The organism is Pseudomonas sp. CBZ-4 (genome assembly GCF_000346755.1).
Taxonomy (GTDB): Bacteria; Pseudomonadota; Gammaproteobacteria; order Pseudomonadales; family Pseudomonadaceae; genus Aquipseudomonas.
Window position 1 is genome coordinate 37502 of sequence record NZ_ANNV01000152.1, and the last position, 18520, is coordinate 56021.

16 protein-coding genes and 1 pseudogene are annotated in these 18520 nt (G+C 62.2%); 4 read left to right on the forward strand and 13 right to left on the reverse strand.

The window, feature by feature from the left end; genetic code table 11:
• Positions 1–3: 3 nt before the first annotated feature.
• On the forward strand, positions 4–777 hold the full coding sequence (locus B348_RS0121625) for an enoyl-CoA hydratase (protein ID WP_017738134.1): 774 nt from the start codon (positions 4–6) through the stop codon (positions 775–777).
• 162 nt (positions 778–939) lie between these two features.
• On the opposite strand, the gene B348_RS0121630 is transcribed toward B348_RS0121625, so the two are convergent.
• The 12 genes from B348_RS0121630 to arnC form a co-directional block, all read right to left on the reverse strand.
• Positions 940–2091 carry an acyl-CoA dehydrogenase family protein gene (locus B348_RS0121630; RefSeq protein WP_017738135.1) on the reverse strand — a complete coding sequence of 384 codons (1152 nt, stop codon included), beginning with the start codon at positions 2089–2091 and terminating at the stop codon, positions 940–942.
• A 3-nt stretch (positions 2092–2094) separates the two neighbouring features.
• The gene (locus tag B348_RS0121635) at positions 2095–3198 is read right to left on the reverse strand and encodes an enoyl-CoA hydratase/isomerase family protein (RefSeq protein ID WP_017738136.1); all 1104 of its coding nucleotides are present in this window, start codon (positions 3196–3198) and stop codon (positions 2095–2097) included.
• Positions 3199–3315: 117 nt separating this feature from the next.
• A complete protein-coding gene (locus B348_RS0121640; RefSeq protein WP_017738137.1) occupies positions 3316–4023 on the reverse strand; it encodes an HPP family protein in 708 nt (235 codons plus the stop codon).
• Between the two features lie 163 nt (positions 4024–4186).
• Complete coding sequence (locus B348_RS01000000130210) at positions 4187–4414, reverse strand: hypothetical protein (protein ID WP_157356543.1); 228 nt, start codon at positions 4412–4414, stop codon at positions 4187–4189.
• A gap of 203 nt (positions 4415–4617) precedes the next feature.
• Positions 4618–6234 carry a glycosyltransferase family 39 protein gene (locus B348_RS0121650; protein ID WP_017738139.1) on the reverse strand — a complete coding sequence of 539 codons (1617 nt, stop codon included), beginning with the start codon at positions 6232–6234 and terminating at the stop codon, positions 4618–4620.
• Positions 6235–6237: 3 nt separating this feature from the next.
• Positions 6238–7635, reverse strand: coding sequence for a UDP-glucose/GDP-mannose dehydrogenase family protein (locus B348_RS0121655; protein WP_017738140.1), 1398 nt, complete (start codon positions 7633–7635; stop codon positions 6238–6240).
• On the reverse strand, positions 7632–8045 hold the full coding sequence (gene arnF, locus B348_RS0121660) for a 4-amino-4-deoxy-L-arabinose-phosphoundecaprenol flippase subunit ArnF (RefSeq protein ID WP_026136969.1): 414 nt from the start codon (positions 8043–8045) through the stop codon (positions 7632–7634). Before arnF ends, B348_RS0121655 begins: the two co-directional genes overlap by 4 nt.
• Positions 8042–8389, reverse strand: a complete 348-nt coding sequence (gene arnE / locus B348_RS0121665) for a 4-amino-4-deoxy-L-arabinose-phosphoundecaprenol flippase subunit ArnE (RefSeq protein WP_017738142.1) — start codon at positions 8387–8389, stop codon at positions 8042–8044. Before arnE ends, arnF begins: the two co-directional genes overlap by 4 nt.
• Complete coding sequence (gene arnT / locus B348_RS0121670; protein ID WP_017738143.1) at positions 8386–10041, reverse strand: lipid IV(A) 4-amino-4-deoxy-L-arabinosyltransferase; 1656 nt, start codon at positions 10039–10041, stop codon at positions 8386–8388. Before arnT ends, arnE begins: the two co-directional genes overlap by 4 nt.
• A complete protein-coding gene (gene arnD / locus B348_RS0121675) occupies positions 10038–10922 on the reverse strand; it encodes a 4-deoxy-4-formamido-L-arabinose-phosphoundecaprenol deformylase (RefSeq protein ID WP_017738144.1) in 885 nt (294 codons plus the stop codon). The genes arnT and arnD overlap by 4 nt, the downstream gene beginning before the upstream one ends.
• On the reverse strand, positions 10922–12913 hold the full coding sequence (arnA, locus tag B348_RS0121680; RefSeq protein WP_017738145.1) for a bifunctional UDP-4-amino-4-deoxy-L-arabinose formyltransferase/UDP-glucuronic acid oxidase ArnA: 1992 nt from the start codon (positions 12911–12913) through the stop codon (positions 10922–10924). The genes arnD and arnA overlap by 1 nt, the downstream gene beginning before the upstream one ends.
• Positions 12910–13947, reverse strand: coding sequence for an undecaprenyl-phosphate 4-deoxy-4-formamido-L-arabinose transferase (gene arnC / locus B348_RS0121685; protein WP_032865044.1), 1038 nt, complete (start codon positions 13945–13947; stop codon positions 12910–12912). Before arnC ends, arnA begins: the two co-directional genes overlap by 4 nt.
• Positions 13948–14394: 447 nt before the next feature.
• Here arnC and B348_RS0121690 point away from each other — a divergent pair, with 447 nt between their 5' ends.
• Positions 14395–15195 (forward strand): M949_RS01915 family surface polysaccharide biosynthesis protein, encoded by an 801-nt coding sequence (locus B348_RS0121690; RefSeq protein ID WP_026136970.1) that lies wholly within the window; start codon positions 14395–14397, stop codon positions 15193–15195.
• Between the two features lie 108 nt (positions 15196–15303).
• A complete protein-coding gene (xerC, locus tag B348_RS0121695; protein ID WP_017738148.1) occupies positions 15304–16218 on the forward strand; it encodes a tyrosine recombinase XerC in 915 nt (304 codons plus the stop codon).
• A gap of 152 nt (positions 16219–16370) precedes the next feature.
• Here the strand turns inward: xerC and B348_RS0121700 are convergent, their stop codons facing one another.
• Positions 16371–17579 carry a multidrug effflux MFS transporter gene (locus tag B348_RS0121700; protein ID WP_017738149.1) on the reverse strand — a complete coding sequence of 403 codons (1209 nt, stop codon included), beginning with the start codon at positions 17577–17579 and terminating at the stop codon, positions 16371–16373.
• A 140-nt stretch (positions 17580–17719) separates the two neighbouring features.
• Here B348_RS0121700 and B348_RS1000000132280 point away from each other — a divergent pair.
• A pseudogene (locus B348_RS1000000132280) lies at positions 17720–18475 on the forward strand (MCP four helix bundle domain-containing protein); the annotation flags it as partial.
• Between the last annotated feature and the right edge of the window lie 45 nt (positions 18476–18520).

Here is an 18520-nt window from a genome sequence, read left to right on the forward strand (position 1 = left end):
TACATGAGTTACGAAACCATCCTGCTCGAAGTCCAGGGCCGCGTCGGACTGATTACCCTCAACCGCCCGCAAGCCCTGAACGCGCTGAATGCGCAACTGGTCAGCGAACTGAACCAGGCGCTGGACGGCCTGGAAGCCAACCCTGAAATCGGCTGCATCGTGCTGACCGGCTCGAAAAAAGCCTTCGCTGCCGGCGCCGACATCAAGGAAATGGCCGAGCTGACCTACCCGCAGATCTACCTCGACGACCTGTTCAGCGACAGCGACCGCGTGGCCAACCGCCGCAAGCCGATCATCGCTGCCGTCAACGGCTTCGCCCTCGGTGGTGGCTGTGAACTGGCACTGATGTGCGACTTCATCCTGGCCGGCGATGGCGCCAAGTTCGGCCAGCCGGAAATCAACCTCGGCGTACTGCCGGGCATGGGCGGCACCCAACGCCTGACCCGCGCCGTGGGCAAGGCCAAGGCCATGGAAATGTGCCTGACCGGGCGCTTTATCGACGCGGTGGAAGCCGAGCGTTGCGGCATCGTCGCCCGTATCGTGCCGGCCGATGAACTGCTGGAAGAAGCGCTGAAAGTCGCCACGCTGATCGCCGGCAAGTCGGTGCCCATCAGCATGATGGTCAAGGAAAGCGTGAACCGTGCGTTTGAAGTCAGCCTGTCGGAAGGCGTGCGCTTTGAGCGTCGGGTGTTCCATGCGGCGTTCGCGACGCAGGATCAGAAGGAAGGCATGGCGGCGTTTGTGGCCAAGCGCGCGCCCGAGTTCAAGGACAAGTAATTCCCAAACACAGAAGATCACACTGTGGGAACTGGACCCTGTGGGAGCTGGCTTGCCTGCGATGCAGACACCTCGGTTTATCTGTTAGACCGAGGTGATGCTATCGCAGGCAAGCCAGCTCCCACAGGATCAGCACCCACATTGGGTTTTGCAGTGTGTCAGTTACAGCTGGTAGTTCTTGAGTTCCCTGGCAATCACCATCCGCTGAATCTCGCTAGTTCCCTCATAAATCTGCGTGATCCGCGCATCCCGGTAGTAACGCTCCACCGGGTAATCCTCCAGGTACCCGTAGCCGCCATGAATCTGCATCGCTGACGAGCAGACCTTCTCCGCCATTTCCGAGGCAAACAGCTTGGCCTGGGACGCTTCCGACAGGCACGGCTTGCCGGCGCTGCGCAGGCGTGCGGCGTGGAGGATCAGCAAGCGCGCGGCATTCAGGCGGGTTTGCATGTCGGCGAGCAGGTTGGCCACGCTCTGGTGCTCGATGATCGCCTTGTCGAACTGCACCCGATCACGGGCGTAGGCCAATGCCGCTTCAAACGCCGCCCGGGCGATGCCCAAGGCCTGGGCAGCGATGCCGATGCGGCCGCCTTCGAGGTTGGACAGGGCGATGGCCAGGCCCTTGCCACGCTCGCCCAGCAGGTTGGCCTCAGGCACGCTGCATTGGTTGAGGGTGACGGCGCAGGTGTCCGAGGCGCGGATGCCCATCTTGTGTTCCGTGCGATCCACCACAAAGCCGGGCGTGTCGGTGGGCACCAGGAACGCGGAGATACCCTTTTTGCCCAAGTCGGGATCGGTCACGGCAAACACGATGGCCAGCTTGGCGCGCTTGCCGTTGCTGACAAACTGCTTGGCGCCATTGATCACCCACTGGCCGTCGCGCAGCTCGGCGCGGGTGCGCAGGTTGTGCGCCTCGGAGCCGGCCTGGGGTTCGGTCAGGCAGAAGCAGCCAATCGCCTGGCCGCTGGCCAGATCGGCCAGCCAGGTCTGTTTCTGTTCATCGGAGCCGTAGTTGAGGATGGGCCCGCAACCCACTGAATTATGGATACTCATCAGCGCCCCCGTGGCGCCGTCACCGGCTGAAATCTCCTCGACGGCGAGGGCGTAGGCGACGTAATCCACGTAGGTGCCGCCCCATTCTTCCGGCACCACCATGCCCAGCAAGCCCAGCTCGCCCATCTTCGCGACCAGTGCGTCGTCGATCCAGCCGGCTTTCTCCCAGGCTTGGGCGTGGGGCGCAATTTCACCCCGGGCAAAGTCGCGCGCCATGTCGCGGATCATCACTTGTTCTTCTGTGTATTCAATATCTTGCATGGCTTATCTCCCAACCAGCTTGAAGTCACGAAAGAAGCTGTCGACGTGTTGCGCGTCCAGCTCAGCTACTGTGGCAGGGTTCCAGCGTGGGGCCTTGTCCTTGTCGATGATCAACGCACGGACGCCTTCGATGAGGTCGCCGCGCTCGAACCATTGGCGGTCCAGGTGCAGCTCCAGGGCAAAACACTGCTCCAGCGGCAGGTGGCGGCCACGGCGCAGCATCTCCAGGGTCACGGCCATGGCCAGCGGCGAGCGGGTTTGCATCAGGGCTGCGGTGGCCAACGCCCATTCATGGCTGTCGGCGACGGTGACTTGTTGCAGCTGTTCGACAATGCTCGGTACGTCCGCCAACGCGAAGAAGTGGTCGATCGCAGGACGCAACGCGGCCAGCGGCGCATCCGGCAAGTGCTGTACGCCGAGCTTGGCCAGCAGGCCCTGCAGGTCCTTGAGCGGCGATTCGTGCCAGGGCAGGCGGTCCAGCTTCTGGTCGAGGTCGGCCAGCTTGGCGCTGTCCAGGTACCAGTCGGCCAAGCCGCAATACAGTGCATCGGCGGCGCGGACCTGCACGCCGGTGACCCCAAGGTAAACCCCCAGCTCGCCGGGAATACGCGGCAGGAAGTAGCTGCCGCCAACGTCCGGGAAGTAACCGATGGCCACTTCCGGCATGGCCAGGCGGCTGCGCTCGGTGACCACGCGCAGGTCGGCGCCTTGCACCAGGCCCATGCCGCCGCCGAGGACAAAGCCGTCCATCAGGGCGAGGACGGGTTTGCGGTAGTGGTGGATGGCGAGGTCGAGGGCGTATTCCTCGACGAAGAAGTCTTCGTGCAGGGTGTCGCCGCTCTTGAAACTGTCATGCAAGGAACGGATATCGCCGCCCGCGCAGAAGGCTTTTTCCCCGGCGCCGCGCAGGACCACGGCATACACCGTGGGATCGTCGGCCCAGGCCTGCAGGTGGTGGCTCAGGCTGCGGACCATGTCCAGGGTAATGGCGTTCAGGCCGGCGGGGCGGTTGAGGGTGAGGTGGCCGATATGGTTGCGGACTTCGGCGAGTATGTCGGCTTGAAGATGGTCGGTGTGGCTTGCCTCGGATGAAACCTGAGCAGTCATCGCTAACTCCCTGCTTTTATTGTTCTTTATCAAGATGTTCGGGGACGAACCTTCTTGCGATCCTACCAGTGCACATTTGCCCAGTACACCGGGGAATCCTGCAGGTCGTTATTGCATTTATGCACGGCGACTGAGCACCTCGCCAATGCTGCGCCGCCGTGCATGGCCCTGCGCCGCGTGGATCAGCTGCTCAAGCTCAGACGGTTGCACGTCGTAGAACTGCTCCATCTCGGCCAGGGCCAGCTTCAGGTCGGCCGCCGTGACCTCGGGGTCGATGACCGGCGCGCTACTGCCCACCACCGCAGGGGCAGGCACCGGCAAGCCTTTGGGATAACGCGTGCGCGTGGCGTTGTTGTAGGCCAGCGCGCAGCCCAGCAATGCGCCGGCGCCGAGCATCACCGCGCCCAGTTCCTGCCAGCCGAGGGCGATGGAGGCGGGGTCCGCGAGTACCAGGGTCATGGCCAGCCCGCCCGCGGGTGGATGCAGGCAACGCAGCCAGCAGATCAGGATCACGGTCATGCCGGCAGCCAGGCACGCACTGCCCAGCGTGCGTCCCAGTACGCGCGCGACCAGCAGCGCAACGACACCGGCACACAGGTAGCTGCCGATGATCGACCAGGGCTGGGCCAACGCGCCGGATGACACCGCAAACAACAGCACCGCCGAAGCGCCCAAGGGTCCGAGCAGGTGCAGCGCCACCTCCATGCCAAAGACCTGGGCACACGCCCACACACTGAGCAGGGTGCCCAGGGCCATGCCGATGGCGGCACGGCTCCATTCGGCGGGACGGGTGTTGATGGCAGCAGGTAACCAGCGAGCAAGCATTGCGATAGATCCGTAAACAGCAGGCGAAAAAAAAGGCTTGCCTGGTTTCCCGGAAAAGCCCTTGAAAGTTCCACATTTGGGGGAGGAACCCGCGCAGTGTGCCCACCTCGATGGGGCGACGCCACTGCATATTAATGCAGGTTGAATGCAATAAAAGTGAAGTTTAATAGGTGATAGGCGCAGACGAGTGGCTGACGACCCCCAGGATCCGGTCATGATTCTCTTCGCTCAGCAGCTGCTTGTGCAGGTTGTCGCGCAGCCCGGGGGCATCGCACAAGGGGCCATTCAACGCGACAACTGCGTCACGCAAGCCCATCAGGCGGTGCAGGCCGACGTGCAGCTGTTCGGGCATCAGCAGTGAGGGAGGGTCAGGCAATAAGTCATTGGGCACGGCGTGGTCCTTTCAATGAAGCCCGCCGCGTTTGAGTTCACGGCGGGCAGCGTCCTTGGCATGTTCCATTGGTAGTAAATAGTTACCGCAATTGGCGACCGAGTTTACATTTTGGATCCATGAGCGGGAATGGCAAAAGGCACCAGCCATTACGCATAGCTATGTAGGAGCTTTCGTGAGGAAGCCGGCCGAAGCCGGCTGGATCAGGGCTGTGCCGTCGCCGTGAGGTGCAGCAGCACATAGGGATTTTTGTCGAACTCACCCACCAGTGTCGGGGTGAGCTCGCGCAGGCGGGGCTCCTTCAACGCGGCGTAGTCGTCCAGGCTCATCACCAGCCAGGCTGGGGCCTGCAACGGCGCCAGGTCGGTGGTTGACTGGGTGAACAACGGCACACGGTCGCACTCGAGATTGACCATCAGCTTGATCGCCTTGGCGTCTTTGCCCAGGCCGTGCAGCACCACGGGCGCCGGTTGCTGGTTGATCTGCGCCTTGACCGCCAGGCTGAAGGTGCGCGTGTCGTAGAGCCTGCGCTCCAGCGGTTCGACCACCACGATGTAGGTTGCCCACAATGCCAATACCGCCGCCAATGCCGGGCCTGCCGGACGCAAGCGTGGCTTGAACCACGCCAGCACCGCCAGCACCTGCAACACGCCCAGCACGCCGAAGATCAGGCGCAAGTCGCCCACCTGCTCGGCGTAGCGGCGGCGCACCACCAGCAAGCCGATGATCAGCAGCGCCGGCAACAGGGTCCAGAGACCCAGCAGCACACCGCGCAGCCAGGCAAACACACGCCCTTGGGTGACCTGGAACGGGTACGCCGCAATGATTGCCGCCATCGGCAGCATCGGCAGCACATAACGCGCTTTCTTCGCCTGGGGGATCGACAAGCCAAGCATCACCAGCAAGCCCGCAGCGGCGCAGTACAGCACCAGTTGCAAGGCCGGCCCTGGCGCGCCTTTGCCGCCAAAGGCCACCGCCAGCAGCACCAGCAGCGCCATCGGATACGCCAGCGCGTAGTTGCCCAGGGAACTGGTGAAGTAATACAGCACGCCGCTGGAGCCTTCGCTGCCGTCCATGCGCCCGAGGAATTGCATGCGGATCACGTCCTGCATGAACACCTCGCCACCACTGAGCTTGGCCAGCAGCAACAACACCCCGACACAGGCCATCAGCAGCGCCAGCGCCAGCAAGCCGAAGCTGAACAGTTGTCGCCACTGGCGGTTGATCAGGTAGTAGCTGCACAGCACGCCCGTGGGAATCACCAGGCCGATCGGCCCGCGAATCGCAAAGCCTGCAATCAGCAGCAGGTACACCCAGTGCAGGCGTTTGCCGGCGCCGAAGTGATCATGGGCATAGCCGAGGTAAAACACCGCCAGGGTCACGGCGGCGAGCATCTGGTCCAGGGACACGGCACGGGTTTCGCTGACGAAGGTGCTGCTGAGCAACAGCATCGCCACACTGAGCAGGCCCCAGCGCGGGGAGTAGGGCGCCGTGAGGCGGTACACCAGGATCACGATCAGCGCCGAGGCAATCGCCGTGGGCAACCACGCCGTCAAGCTGGTGACCTGGCCCAGCGGCAACGAGAACAACCAGGTCAGCAGCGTCGAGGTCGCCAGGTAATCGGCGTACGGCTGGCCGTAGGTGGTGGGGAAGAAACTCGGGCCATGACGCAGCATCTCCTGGGCGAACACCACGAAGCGCGAGTCAAACCCGATGATCGCCTGGTGCCAGTTGCCGGCGATAAACAGCAGCAGCGCCAACAGCCCGAGCAGCAGGGACTGGCGGCGCACCGTGGCGTCTATGAAGGGCGCTTTGTTCACGTCTCAGGCTTCCACGACCTGATCTTGATCTGCCGATTGCGCCAGCCATTGTTGCTGCGGCATCGGCAATTGGCAGGAATCGCCACGGCCAATCGGGAAGTACTGGAAGCCTTTGCGCGCCAGGCGTTCGCCGTCGTACAGGTTACGGCCGTCAAAGATCACCGGGGTTTTCAGGCGCGCGTGGATCAGGTCGAAGTCCGGCGCCTTGAATTGCTGCCATTCGGTGCAGACGATCAGGCCATCGGCGCCGCTCAAGGTCGATTCCGGGGTGCCCATCAGCATCAGCCGTGGGTCATCGCCGTAGATGCGCTGGGTTTCCTGCATGGCTTCGGGGTCGAAGGCGCGCACGTTGGCACCGGCGGCCCACAGGGCTTCCATCAGCACGCGGCTCGGCGCATCGCGCATGTCGTCGGTGTTGGGCTTGAACGCCAGGCCCCACACGGCAAAGGTCTTGCCCTTGAGGTCGCCTTTGAAGAACGCGTTGACGCGCTCGAACAGCTTGCTCTTCTGACGCTGGTTGATCGCTTCCACGGCTTCCAGCAGGTCGCTGGAGCAGTTGGCCTGCTTGGCGCTGTGGATCAGGGCGCGCATGTCTTTGGGGAAGCACGAGCCGCCGTAACCGCAACCGGGGTAGATGAAGTGGTAGCCGATGCGCGAGTCGGCGCCAATCCCCAGGCGTACGGCTTCGATGTCGGCACCCAGGTGTTCGGCCAGTTCGGCGATCTGGTTGATAAAGCTGATCTTGGTCGCCAGCATGCAGTTGGCGGCGTACTTGGTCAGCTCGGCGCTGCGCAGGTCCATGAAGATGATGCGGTCGTGGTTGCGGTTGAAGGGCGCGTAGAGGTCACGCATCACGTCACGCACTTCTTCACGCTCGCAGCCGATGACGATGCGGTCCGGGCGGCGGCAGTCGGCAACCGCCGAGCCTTCCTTGAGGAATTCCGGGTTGGAGACGATATCGAATTCCAGGTGCCGGCCGGCCACACGCAAGGCTTTTTCGATATGGGCACGCAAGGTGTCGCCGGTGCCCACGGGCACGGTGGATTTTTCCACGAGGATCACCGGGGCCACACGGTGACGGGCCACGGCGTCGCCCACCGACAACACGTATTTCAGATCGGCCGAACCGTCTTCGTCCGACGGCGTGCCCACGGCGATAAACAGCACTTCGCCGTGTTCGACCGCGAGCTTTTCATCATGGGTAAAGTGCAGTCGCCCGCTTTCCAGGTTCTCCTTGACCATCGCCGCCAGCCCCGGCTCAAAGATCGTCACATGGCCTTTTTGCAGCGACTCGACCTTGTTCTTGTCAACGTCCATGCAGATGACATCGTGACCGACTTCGGCCAATACGGTGGCCTGCACCAGACCAACGTAACCACTACCAAATACACTGATTTTCATGGGGCATTCCTGGGACTTGTGGTGCTAGCACGGCGAGAGTTGATAACCAGAACTCCGAGGATGACCAACGCCACCCCCAGGGTTTTTGAAAGCGAAAAATGTTCGTTGAACACCGGCAGGCTGGCGGCCAGCAGATACACCAGCGCGTAGCTGATGCTCAGCAGCGAGTAGGCACGGCCCAGCGGCAGGTGCTTGAGCGCGCCCAGCCAGCAGAGCATCGACAGCGCATAGGCGAAGATCGCCAGCAGCACCGCGCCAAGGGCGCCGAGGTCGATGGTGTTGTTGCTGAGCGCACTCAGCCATTCGTGGGGCAGCGGCAGGCGCGTCATGCTCCAGCGCATGCCCAACTGGGCCGCACTGACCAAACCGACGCTGGCCAAGGCCAGGGCAAAGCCACGCATGCGGCTCATACCTGACGCCCCAGCAACACGACACCGGCAATCACCAGCGCCACGCCCAGCCAGTGGCGGCCATCGATGGGCTCATGAAAGACAAACCGTGCCACCAGCGTGACCAGCACAAAGTTGAGGCTGAGCATGGGGTAGGCGATGCCGACTTCCAGGCGCTGCAACACCAGCAACCACACCAGCAGGCCCAGGCCCAGGCACACCAACGCGGCCCACAGCCACGGCGCGCGCAGTTTCAGCGCCCAGCCGTCGGGCAGGTCGCGCCAGCTTTCCACGGCGAATTTCTGCGCGACCTGGCCCATGCACGTCAGCAGGCAGGCGGCCAATAGCAGGAGCAGGGTGATCATGGAGCCGCCTGCGGGAAGATCAGAATCACGATATTGCCTTGTTCAAAGCGCTGGCCGTCATTGGGCAGCAAGGCAACTTCGGCCATTTCATCGTCACCTTTAACCCGCATCACCACACCGACCGGACCTTTTTTGCGCGCATCGCTCATCCACTGTTGCACTTGGGTGGTGTCGATCTTGCGCGCGGCGCTGTCCGCGAAGGCCAGGCCGTATTTGACTTCGCCGACGGTGTTGTAAAGCGTCACGTCCGGGCGCGCCAGACGCCAGGACAGCGCCGACGCGGCGCCGAGGTCATTGCTGAGCAACGCCGTGGCCGGGCGCAGGGCTTGCAGGTGGTCGATGATGAATTGGTCCGGGGTCTTGTTGTAGACCACCGAATGGGGCAACGCGGCAGGCACCAGCGCCACCAGCAACCAGCTGCCGATCACCGGTGCCGCCCACAGTTTCAACGGGCGCGCGGCCTGCAGCAGGTTGGCGATGATCCAGCCGAACAGGAAGACGAATACCAGCACCAGGCTGAGGGTTTCCTGGCCCGGCTCGTACACCGGCTTCTTCAACTGGAACCAGGTGAGTGCCAGCAGCGCGACGATGCCCACCACCAGGTTCAACCAGCCGTTGATACGCAGCGCACGGCTGCGACCTTCGGCGAGTTTGTCGGCCAGGGTCGAGCCCATCAGCAAGGCCAGCGGCAGCAGGCACGGCATGATGTAGGAGGGCAGCTTGCCCTTGGCCAGGCTGAAAAAGGCCAGGGGCATCAGCAGCCACAGCAGCAGGAATGCGGTTTTCGGCAAGCGCTTGTGCAACCACGCGTGCTTGACGGTGGACGGCAACAGCGCCACCCACGGCAACGAGAACGCGACCAGCAGCGGCAGGTAGTACCAGAACGGTTCGGCATGCTGGGCATCGTCACCGGCAAAGCGCTGGATATGCTCGTGCCAGAAAAAGAAGTTCCAGTAATCCGGCTCTTGCAGGTGCACCGCCAAGGCCCACGGTAGGCTGACCACAATCGCGACGGCGACGGCCACCAAGCCATAACCCAGCAGCTCACGGAAACGCTTTTGCCAGAGGGCGTAGGGCAGGGCGATCAGCACCGGCAGCAGCCAGGCGAGGAAGCCCTTGGTCATGAAGCCCATGCCACAGGCAAAACCCAACAACGCCCAGGAGGCCAGGCGGCCGTTGCGCGTGGTGCTGTCGAAGCAAAACCACAAGGCCACGCCGGTCAGGTTGACCCAGAAGGTGAACTGCGGATCGAGGTTGGCGTAGCCGCCCAGGGCTGCGACGCTGACAAAACTCATGTAGAGCACGGTGCTGATCAGGCTTTTCTGCGGGTCATTCCACAACCGGCGCGACACCAGGTACACCAGCAGGATGCTCAAGCCGGTGCTCAAGGCCGAGGCAAAGCGCACACCGAACAGGTTCTGCCCGAAGATCGCCTGGCCCAGCGCAATCATCCAGTAGCCCGCTGCCGGTTTTTCAAAGTAGCGGATGCCCATGAAGTGCGGCGAGGCCCACTTGCCGGTCAGCAGCATTTCCTGGCTGATCTGCGCGTAGCGGGTTTCATCGGGGATCCACAGGCCATGGGTGGTCAGCGGCAACAGGTAGAACACGCCGAAGGCCAACAGCAGCAGAGGCAACGCCAGACGCCGGATCATGCCTGCTGCACTCCAAGCCAACCCTCACGCCCGGGCAAGGCGCCACGTACCAGCCGTTGCTGGGGCAGGGTGGTCAGGTCCGCGGGCAACAAGTCGCCCAGGGGTTTGAAGTCGATGCCGCGCTGCCCGGCCTGGGCGAGCAACTGGCGAAAATCGTTGGCCATCAGAATCCCTTCTACTTCAGCGTGGATCGTATAGACGTTGAGCTTCGACGCGGCAAAGCGGTCGAGGATGAACGTATTGAAGTCTTTGGCAGCCACCACCGGCCCGACGACTTCGTCGAAGGTCGGCAGGTCTACCGGAATTTGTGGGGTGCCCGCGCTGCCATCGGCCAAGGTTGGACGAAACAGGCTGGTGCCCCGGCAATCACTGTTGTAGCGGAAGTTGAAGCCTTGCTTGGCTTGCACCACACGCTCATCGGCCCGCCAACCGGCGGCCGCTGAACAGTCGATGCGCTCACCGAGGATGTCGCTGAGGGTGTCGACGCCACGGCGGATCTGTTCGACCAACTGTGCCTCGCTCCAGCGCCCGGTGTTGGCCTGCCAGCCGTGGTGGTCCCAGGCGTGCAGGCCGACTTCATGCCCGGCGGCCTTGGCCTGGCGCATCAGATGCCCCAGGTCGCGGCCAATCGGCTTGCCCGGCCACGCCGTGCCGGCGAGCAGGATATCCAGGCCATACAGGCCGACGGCATTGGAACGCAGCATCTTCCACAGGAACTGCGGGCGGATGAGACGCCACAAGTGGCGCCCCATGTTGTCCGGCCCGACGCTGAAGAAGAACGTTGCCTTCACCCCGGCTTCATCCAGGGTTTCGAGCAGCCGCGGCACGCCTTCACGGGTGCCACGGTAGGTATCGACGTCAATGCGAAGACCTGCGTGCATTACTTCTTGTCCGCGATTTCGAGCATGGCTTCACGCAGGAAGAAGTCCAGGGTGTTGCCGATGGTTTCGCTCATTTCCACGGTCGGCTCCCAGTTCAGCAGGCGCTTGGCGTTTTCGATGCTTGGCTTGCGGTGTGCCACGTCCTGGTAGCCCGTGCCGTAGAACGCCTTGCTTTCCACGTCGCGGAAACCGGCGAACGGCGGGAAGTTGCCACGCAGCGGGTGCGCTTCGAACTGACGCAGCAGCTCTTCGCCCAACTGGCGGATGCTCGCCTCGTTTTCCGGGTTGCCGATGTTGATGATCTGGCCGTTGCACACGTCATTGTCGTTATCGATGATGCGTGCCAGGGCTTCGATGCCATCGGCGATGTCGGTGAAGCAACGCTTCTGCTCGCCGCCGTCGAACAGGCGGATCGGCGTGCCTTCCACCAGGTTGAGGATCAGCTGGGTGATGGCGCGGGAGCTGCCGATACGGGCCGAATCCAGGCGATCGAGGCGCGGGCCCATCCAGTTGAACGGACGGAACAGGGTGAAGTTCAGGCCTTTGGCGCCGTAGGCCCAGATCACGCGGTCCAGCAGTTGCTTGGAAACCGAGTAGATCCAGCGTTGCTTGTTGACCGGGCCGACCACCAGGTTGGAGGTGTCTTCGTCGAAGTACTGGTCCTGGCACATGCCATAGACTTCGGAGGTCGACGGGAAGATCACGCGCTTGTTGTACTTGACGCAGTAGCGCACCAGCTTGAGGTTTTCCTCGAAGTCCAGTTCGAACACGCGCAACGGGTTGCGGGTGTATTCGATGGGCGTGGCGATGGCCACCAGCGGCAGGACCACGTCGCACTTCTTGATGTGGTACTCGATCCACTCGGTGTGGATGCTGATGTCGCCTTCCACGTAGTGGAAGTTGGGGTGGCTGCGCAGGCGCTCGATGGCGTCGGAGCCGATGTCCAGGCCGTAGACTTCGTAACGGTCGTCACGCAGCAGGCGCTCGGACAAATGGTTACCGATAAAGCCGTTCACGCCGAGGATCAGTACACGGGTACGGCGCGGCTTGCGACCGGACTCGGCACCGCGCAACACCGAACCGTCCACCAGGCCCAGCTCGTTGGCCAGGGACGGGCCGGCCAGGTACAGGCCGTTGTCGTTGCGCTGGCCGAACTTGACCACCAGGGAGTCTTCGCCGCAGGCGATGCGCAGCGGGTTGACGCTGATCACACGGCCTGGGGCCAGGCCTTCATTGCCCTTGACCACTTCGGCTTGCCATACGATCAGCTTGTGCTCGCCCACGGCGCAGAAGGCGCCCGGGTAAGGTTGGGTCACGGCGCGGACCAGGTTGAACAGTTCTTCCGCCGGCTTTTTCCACTCCAGCTTGCCATCGGCGGCGGTGCGGCGACCGAAGTAGGTGGCCTGGCTTTCGTCCTGGGCGGTGTCAGTCAACTTGCCTTGGGCCAGTTGTGGCAGTGCATCGCGCAGCAGGGTGGTGGCCGCGTCACGCAGTTTGGCGTGCAGGCTCAGGCCGGTGTCGGCGCGGTCGATGATGACTTTTTGCTGAGCGAGGATCGCGCCGGCATCGGCACGCTTGACCATGCGGTGCAGGGTCACGCCGGTTTCGGTTTCGCCGTTCACCAGTACCCAGTTCGCTGGGGCGCGGCCACGGTATTTCGGCAGCAGCGAGCCGTGCAGGTTGAACGCGCCTTTGCGCGCGGTGGCCAGCAGCGGCTCGCTGAGCAGGTTGCGGTAGTAGAACGAGAAGATGTAGTCCGGGTTCAGCTTGGCGATGCGCTCGATCCACAGCGGGTGGTTGGCGTCTTCCGGCGCGTGCACCGGGATGCCATTGCGGGCGCAGAGTTGGGCGACAGAGCCGTAGAAGTTGTTTTCCTTGGGATCATCGGCGTGGGTAAACACCGCAGCAATGTCGTAGCCGGCAGTCAGCAGGGCTTCAATACCTGCACAGCCAATATCGTGGTAGGCGAAGACAACGGCTTTTGAATTCATGACGAAACCTGATCGGAAGGAGAAGTAGAAGTGGTATGGGAGGACACCAGGCCGTCAACAATGACGACTGGCGCCGGTGCTGCCGGGGTGTTGCGCAGCACTTTTTCGATAAAGAAGCGTGGGCGGGCGCGCACATCGCTGTACATGCGGCCCAGGTATTCACCCAAGAGGCCCATGCCGATGAACTGGCCACCGGTGAACACGAACAGCACCGCAAACAGCACGAACATGCCGTCGCCGGCCCATTGGGCGCCAAAGGCCAGGCGCATGACGATCAACGCCAGTGCAAACAGCACACCCAGGCCGGCGAGGCTGAAGCCGACGATGGACAGCAGGCGCAGCGGGGTGGTGGTCATGCACGTGAGCAGGTCGAACATCAGGCTGATCAGGCGCATGGCGCTGTATTTGGATTCACCGTGTTCACGCTCGGCGTGGTGCACGAGGATTTCCGTGGTGTGGCGCGCAAAACCGTTGGCCAGGATCGGGATAAAGGTGCTGCGCTCACGGCAGGCGAGCATGGCATCGACGATGGTGCGGCGGTACGCGCGCAGCATGCAGCCGTAGTCGGTCATGGCCACGCCGGTGGAACGCTGCACGGCCAGGTTGATCAGGCGCGACGGCCAGCGGCGGAAGGCTGAGTCCTGGCGGTTGTTGCGCACGGTAGCCACCACGTCGTAACCGAGGGCGGCTTGCTCCACCAGGCGCGGGATTTCTTCCGGCGGGTTCTGCAGGTCGGCGTCGAGGGTAATCACCACTTCGCCCCGGCACTGCTCGAAACCGGCCATGATCGCCGCGTGCTGGCCGTAGTTGCGATTGAGGATCACCGCCACCACGTGGCTGCCGTCTTCGGCGGCGGCGTCTTCGAGCATTTGCGCGGACTGGTCGCGGCTACCGTCATCCACCAGGATGATTTCGTATTCGTAGGCCAGTTGCTTGCAGGCTGCGGTGGTGCGACGCAGCAATTCAGGCAGGCTTTCTTCTTCGTTGTAGACCGGGATAACGATCGACACGCAATGAATAGGGTAGGGTTTCAAAGATTCAAGACCTCGGGGTTAGCGCAACTTGGAGCGTGAAAACAGCGGTCGTCAGGGGCGGTTGACGCCTTACCTGATTAAACTAAGCGTGGAGTGGCGATTATTCATTCGACTTTCCTGAGATGGGCAATGTGGTCTTCCATGGAGGCGTGTTGAGTAAAGTTCAAAACGAGTAAAGGTAAAGCGTAATCAACAGGTTAGTCGGGGAAGACGCGGTTCGTTCTCAAGTCATGGGGCCAAGATTAAGCGTAAAAATGTTGAACGAATATGAAAGGCAGATGAAAAACTCGTTTATTTGACAGGTAGACAGCCAGGGTTCAGCTACATGATCCGGCGCTTGAGCAGGGCATTCGTTTAAACCCTGCACAATGCCATTAATTGAAGAATCTTCTCTGCAAGACCCGGCAAGTGCCGGTAAAGTAAGCCCCCTCTTGCCAGGGTAATCGGATGAATAGCGTGCAGCTTTTACGGCCAGTGTTGATGGGGTTGATGATGACCGTGGCGTGTGTCACCACGGTGCGGGCCGATGAGGGGGTGACGCTCACCAGCATCGACCAGGTGCCGGACGGCGTGGAAGTGCGCGGCAAGCAGATCGCCGCTTATACCTGGGACGACCACCAGGGCAAAAACCTGCTGGTGCTCGCCGAACAGGTCAGCGAGCGCGATGACGATGGCACCCAGTCAGCGTTTGTCTATGCGGCCCAATACCTGATCGATGGCAACCGTCCCAAGCGCGTGTGGATGCTCTACGACGACGTGCAGCATTGCGAGTTTGACGCCTCGCTGCGCTTTGACCGGGCCGCGACCAAGGTCACCGACCTGTCCGGCGATGGCATCACCCAGGCCACCGTGGGCTATTCGCGCACCTGCACCAGTGACGTGAGCCCCAATGAATTCAAGCTGATCATGCACGTGGGCAAGTCACAGAAATACCGCCTGCGCGGCGTCGACCGTTATGGCGCCAGCTGGTGGGACGAAGACGCGGGCGCCCTGCGTGGCATGCCGCTGCCCAAGGATTGCAGCGTTGCTGCGCAACAGGCGCTGGTCAGCCAGTACAAGGAGCAGGGCACCGAATTGCCGTTGCCGGGTTGCTACAGCGAAGAGAAAGACTTCGCCAAGGCGCCGGAGGCGTACCTGACCTTTATGCGCCAGCACTGGTTCGCCCTGATGCAGAAGCAGGACACCGAATGGAGTCAGACCCAGACCCAACCGCAAGACCCGGTGGAGGACGATGACACGGCACCCTGATTTTGTGCCCACGCCATTCCTGCGTTAGACTCGGCCTTCGCCAATTCACTAAATATCTCGATTAAACAAAGGCTTGTTCGAGATATTTAATCCAAAGGCTGATCTATTTTGACCGAGTCCATCCGCAACCCGCTGACCCTCTACCTCACTCGCCTGGCGCCCTCCAGCCAGTTGACCATGCGCTACGTACTGCAGGATGCTGCCGACCGCCTGGGCTTCGAGGACATCAACCTCGAAGAAATCGACTGGCACCTGCTCCAGCCCGAACACGTGATCGCCCTGGTCGCCGCCCTGCGCGAGGACGGCTATGCGCCGAACACCTCATCGCTGTATGTCAACGCCGTGCGCGGGGTGATGAATGAAGCCTGGCGCCTCAGCCTGATCAGCCAGGAACACCTGCTGCGCATGCGCACGGTCAAGGCCGCGCCGGGCACACGCCTGAGCCAGGGCCGCAACCTGCGTCGCACCTTGATCCGCGAAATGATGGACGTCTGCGCCGCCGACCCACGCCCCCAGGGCCTGCGCGATGCCGCGGTGATCGGCATCCTGTACGGCTCGGGCATGCGCAAATCGGAGTCGGTCAACCTCGACCTGGCGCAGATCAACTTCGAAGAACGCAGCTTGCGGGTGATCGGCAAAGGCAACAAAGAGTTGATCAAATACGCCCCGGCCTGGGCCTTTGCCAAGTTACAGGCCTGGCTGGATTTTCGCCGCGAACACCTCAAGGAAGGCGAGCAGGACGACAGCTTCCTGTTCAACCGCATTCGCCGTGGCAGCCACATCACCCGCGAGCGCATTACCAAGCATGCGATCTACTACATCGCCCGCCAGCGCGGTGAACAGGTGGGGGTGAAGATCATGCCCCATGACTTCCGCCGCTCGTTTATCACGCGGGTGATTGAAGAACATGACCTGTCGATTGCGCAGAAACTGGCGCACCACACCAATATCCAGACCACGGCGAGCTATGACGTGCGCGAGGACAATGAGCGGCGGCGGGCGGTGGATCGGTTTGATTTGTAAGTACTGCAATTCTGATGAACGAATGAAGAACTAAATGTGGGCGCTGGCTTTTGTGGGAGCTGGCTTGCCTGCGATGCAGACACCTCGGTATGTCAGTGAACCGAGGCGATGCTATCGCAGGCAAGCCAGCTCCCACAGGGATGTGTGCATCTTCAGGAGGAGGGCGGCGCACTTGCCAGATGCGCCGGCAAACGACGCAACGTCCACAGCGTGGTGAGCATCGCCGCTACCGCACACAGCGCGATGCCAATCAACATCGGCGCCGGCGTATGGTCAGCGAACACACCGACGACCGTCATCGACACCGCCGCCACGATCATCTGGATCGCCCCCAGCAACGCCGACGCCGAACCCGCCACCGCGCCATGATCCTCCAGGGACAACACCCCGGCTGCTGGCAGCAATAGGCCGAGGAACCCGAAACCTATAAACAGCAGCGTCATCATCAGGCCCAGGCTATCGATCCACGCGGTGGTGATTGCCAGTGCGGCCAGGAACACCGTCACCGCAATCACCGACCCGCGAATCAACGGTGCCAACCCAAAGCGCGCACTGAGGCGTGCAGTCAGTTGGCTCATGGCAAAGAACGATGCCGCGTTCAGGGCAAAGCACAGGCTGAATTGCGTGGGCGTCAGGCCGAAATATTCGATATACACAAACGGCGCGCTACCGATAAACACAAAGAACGTGGCCAGCCCGAAGCCGCTGACCACCGCCAGGCCGGTAAACACCGGATCACGCAGCAGCGCGCCGTAGCTGCCAAACGCATTGCCCAGGTTTTTCCCCAGGCGCCGCTCGGCGGGATGGGTTTCGGGCAGTTGCACGACGGTCATCACCAGGCACGCCACGGCCACCACGGCGAGTACGGCAAACACTTCGCGCCAGCTCCAGATCGAAATCACCAGGCTGCCGGCCAATGGCGCCAGAATCGGCGACACACTCATCACCAGCATCAGCAACGCCATCAGACGCGCGGCTTCGTGGCCGGTGTACAGGTCGCGCACAATCGCCCGGGGAATCACCATCCCGGCACAGGCGCCAAACGCTTGTACGGCGCGAAAGCCGATCAGCACTTCGATGGTCGGCGCCAACGCGCAGCCCACGCTGCCTATCGCAAAGATCACCAGCCCGGCATAAATGGGTGGCTTGCGCCCGAACACATCACTGATCGGCCCGTAGAACAGCTGGCACACGCCAATGATCATGAAGAACACCGTCAGGCTCATCTGCACCGCTGCAGGCGAGGCGTGCAGGCTGGCGCCGAGGGTGGGCAGGGCAGGCAGGTAGATGTCGATGGCGAAGGGGCCGACAGCCGTGATCAAGCCCAGTAACAGGGCGAGGTGGGCGATGCTTCGAGACATGGGCAGTTCCGCGTGGAGCAAGGGGCGGTCAGCTTAAGGGATTCGTGCACATCCGCAAACTTGGGCTTCAATAACAGACAGTTGCTGCCGATAACGGTACAGGCGCAGCCCAACTGGCAGCCAGGCATGGGGATACCAGCATGACGATCAAACTTCGCTTGATGCTATTGATTGCCACCGGGTTGGTCACGGCGCTGATCATGAGCCTGGCCAGTTACGTGGGAAACACGCGGATGGGCCACGCCGTGCAAGACAACGAAGTGAGCATGACCGTACTGCGCAACCACATGGAAGCCGACATGATGCACGACGCCCTGCGTGCCGATGTGTTGTCGGCCATGTTGGTCGGGCTGGGCAAAAGCACCAGCACAACAGCTGAAGTCAACAGCGCCTTGCAGGAACACGCCGAGCACTTTCGCGAGGTTTTGGCGGACAACCTCAAGTTGCCGCTCGACGATACGCTCAAGACAAACCTGGAAAAAATCAAACCCAGCCTCGAGACCTACATCAGCACTGGCGAGCGCATTGTTGCCCTGGCCCTGAATGATCCCGAGGCCGCCCGCGAACAATTGACGACCTTTAACAGCGCCTTCAGCCAGCTTGAAGATCAAATGGCGAGCCTCAGCGAACTGATCGAACGCAACACCCAGCAGACCAGCGCGGGCACACGGCAGACCATTGCCAACGCCAACTTCACCTTGGGCGCGGTATTGATCGCCAGCCTGTTGTTGCTGCTGGCGCAAGGCCGCTGGGTCATTCTGAGCATCATGGGCCCGTTGCAGACAGCCAGTCGCATTGCCGCCAGCATCGCCCGTGGCAATTTGAGCGAACCGATTGTCGAGCCCGCGCGCAAGGACGAAGCCAGTGCGCTGATCCGCAGCCTCGCCACCATGCAGCGCGACTTGCGCGGCATGATCGAAGTGGTGCGCAGCAACGCCCAT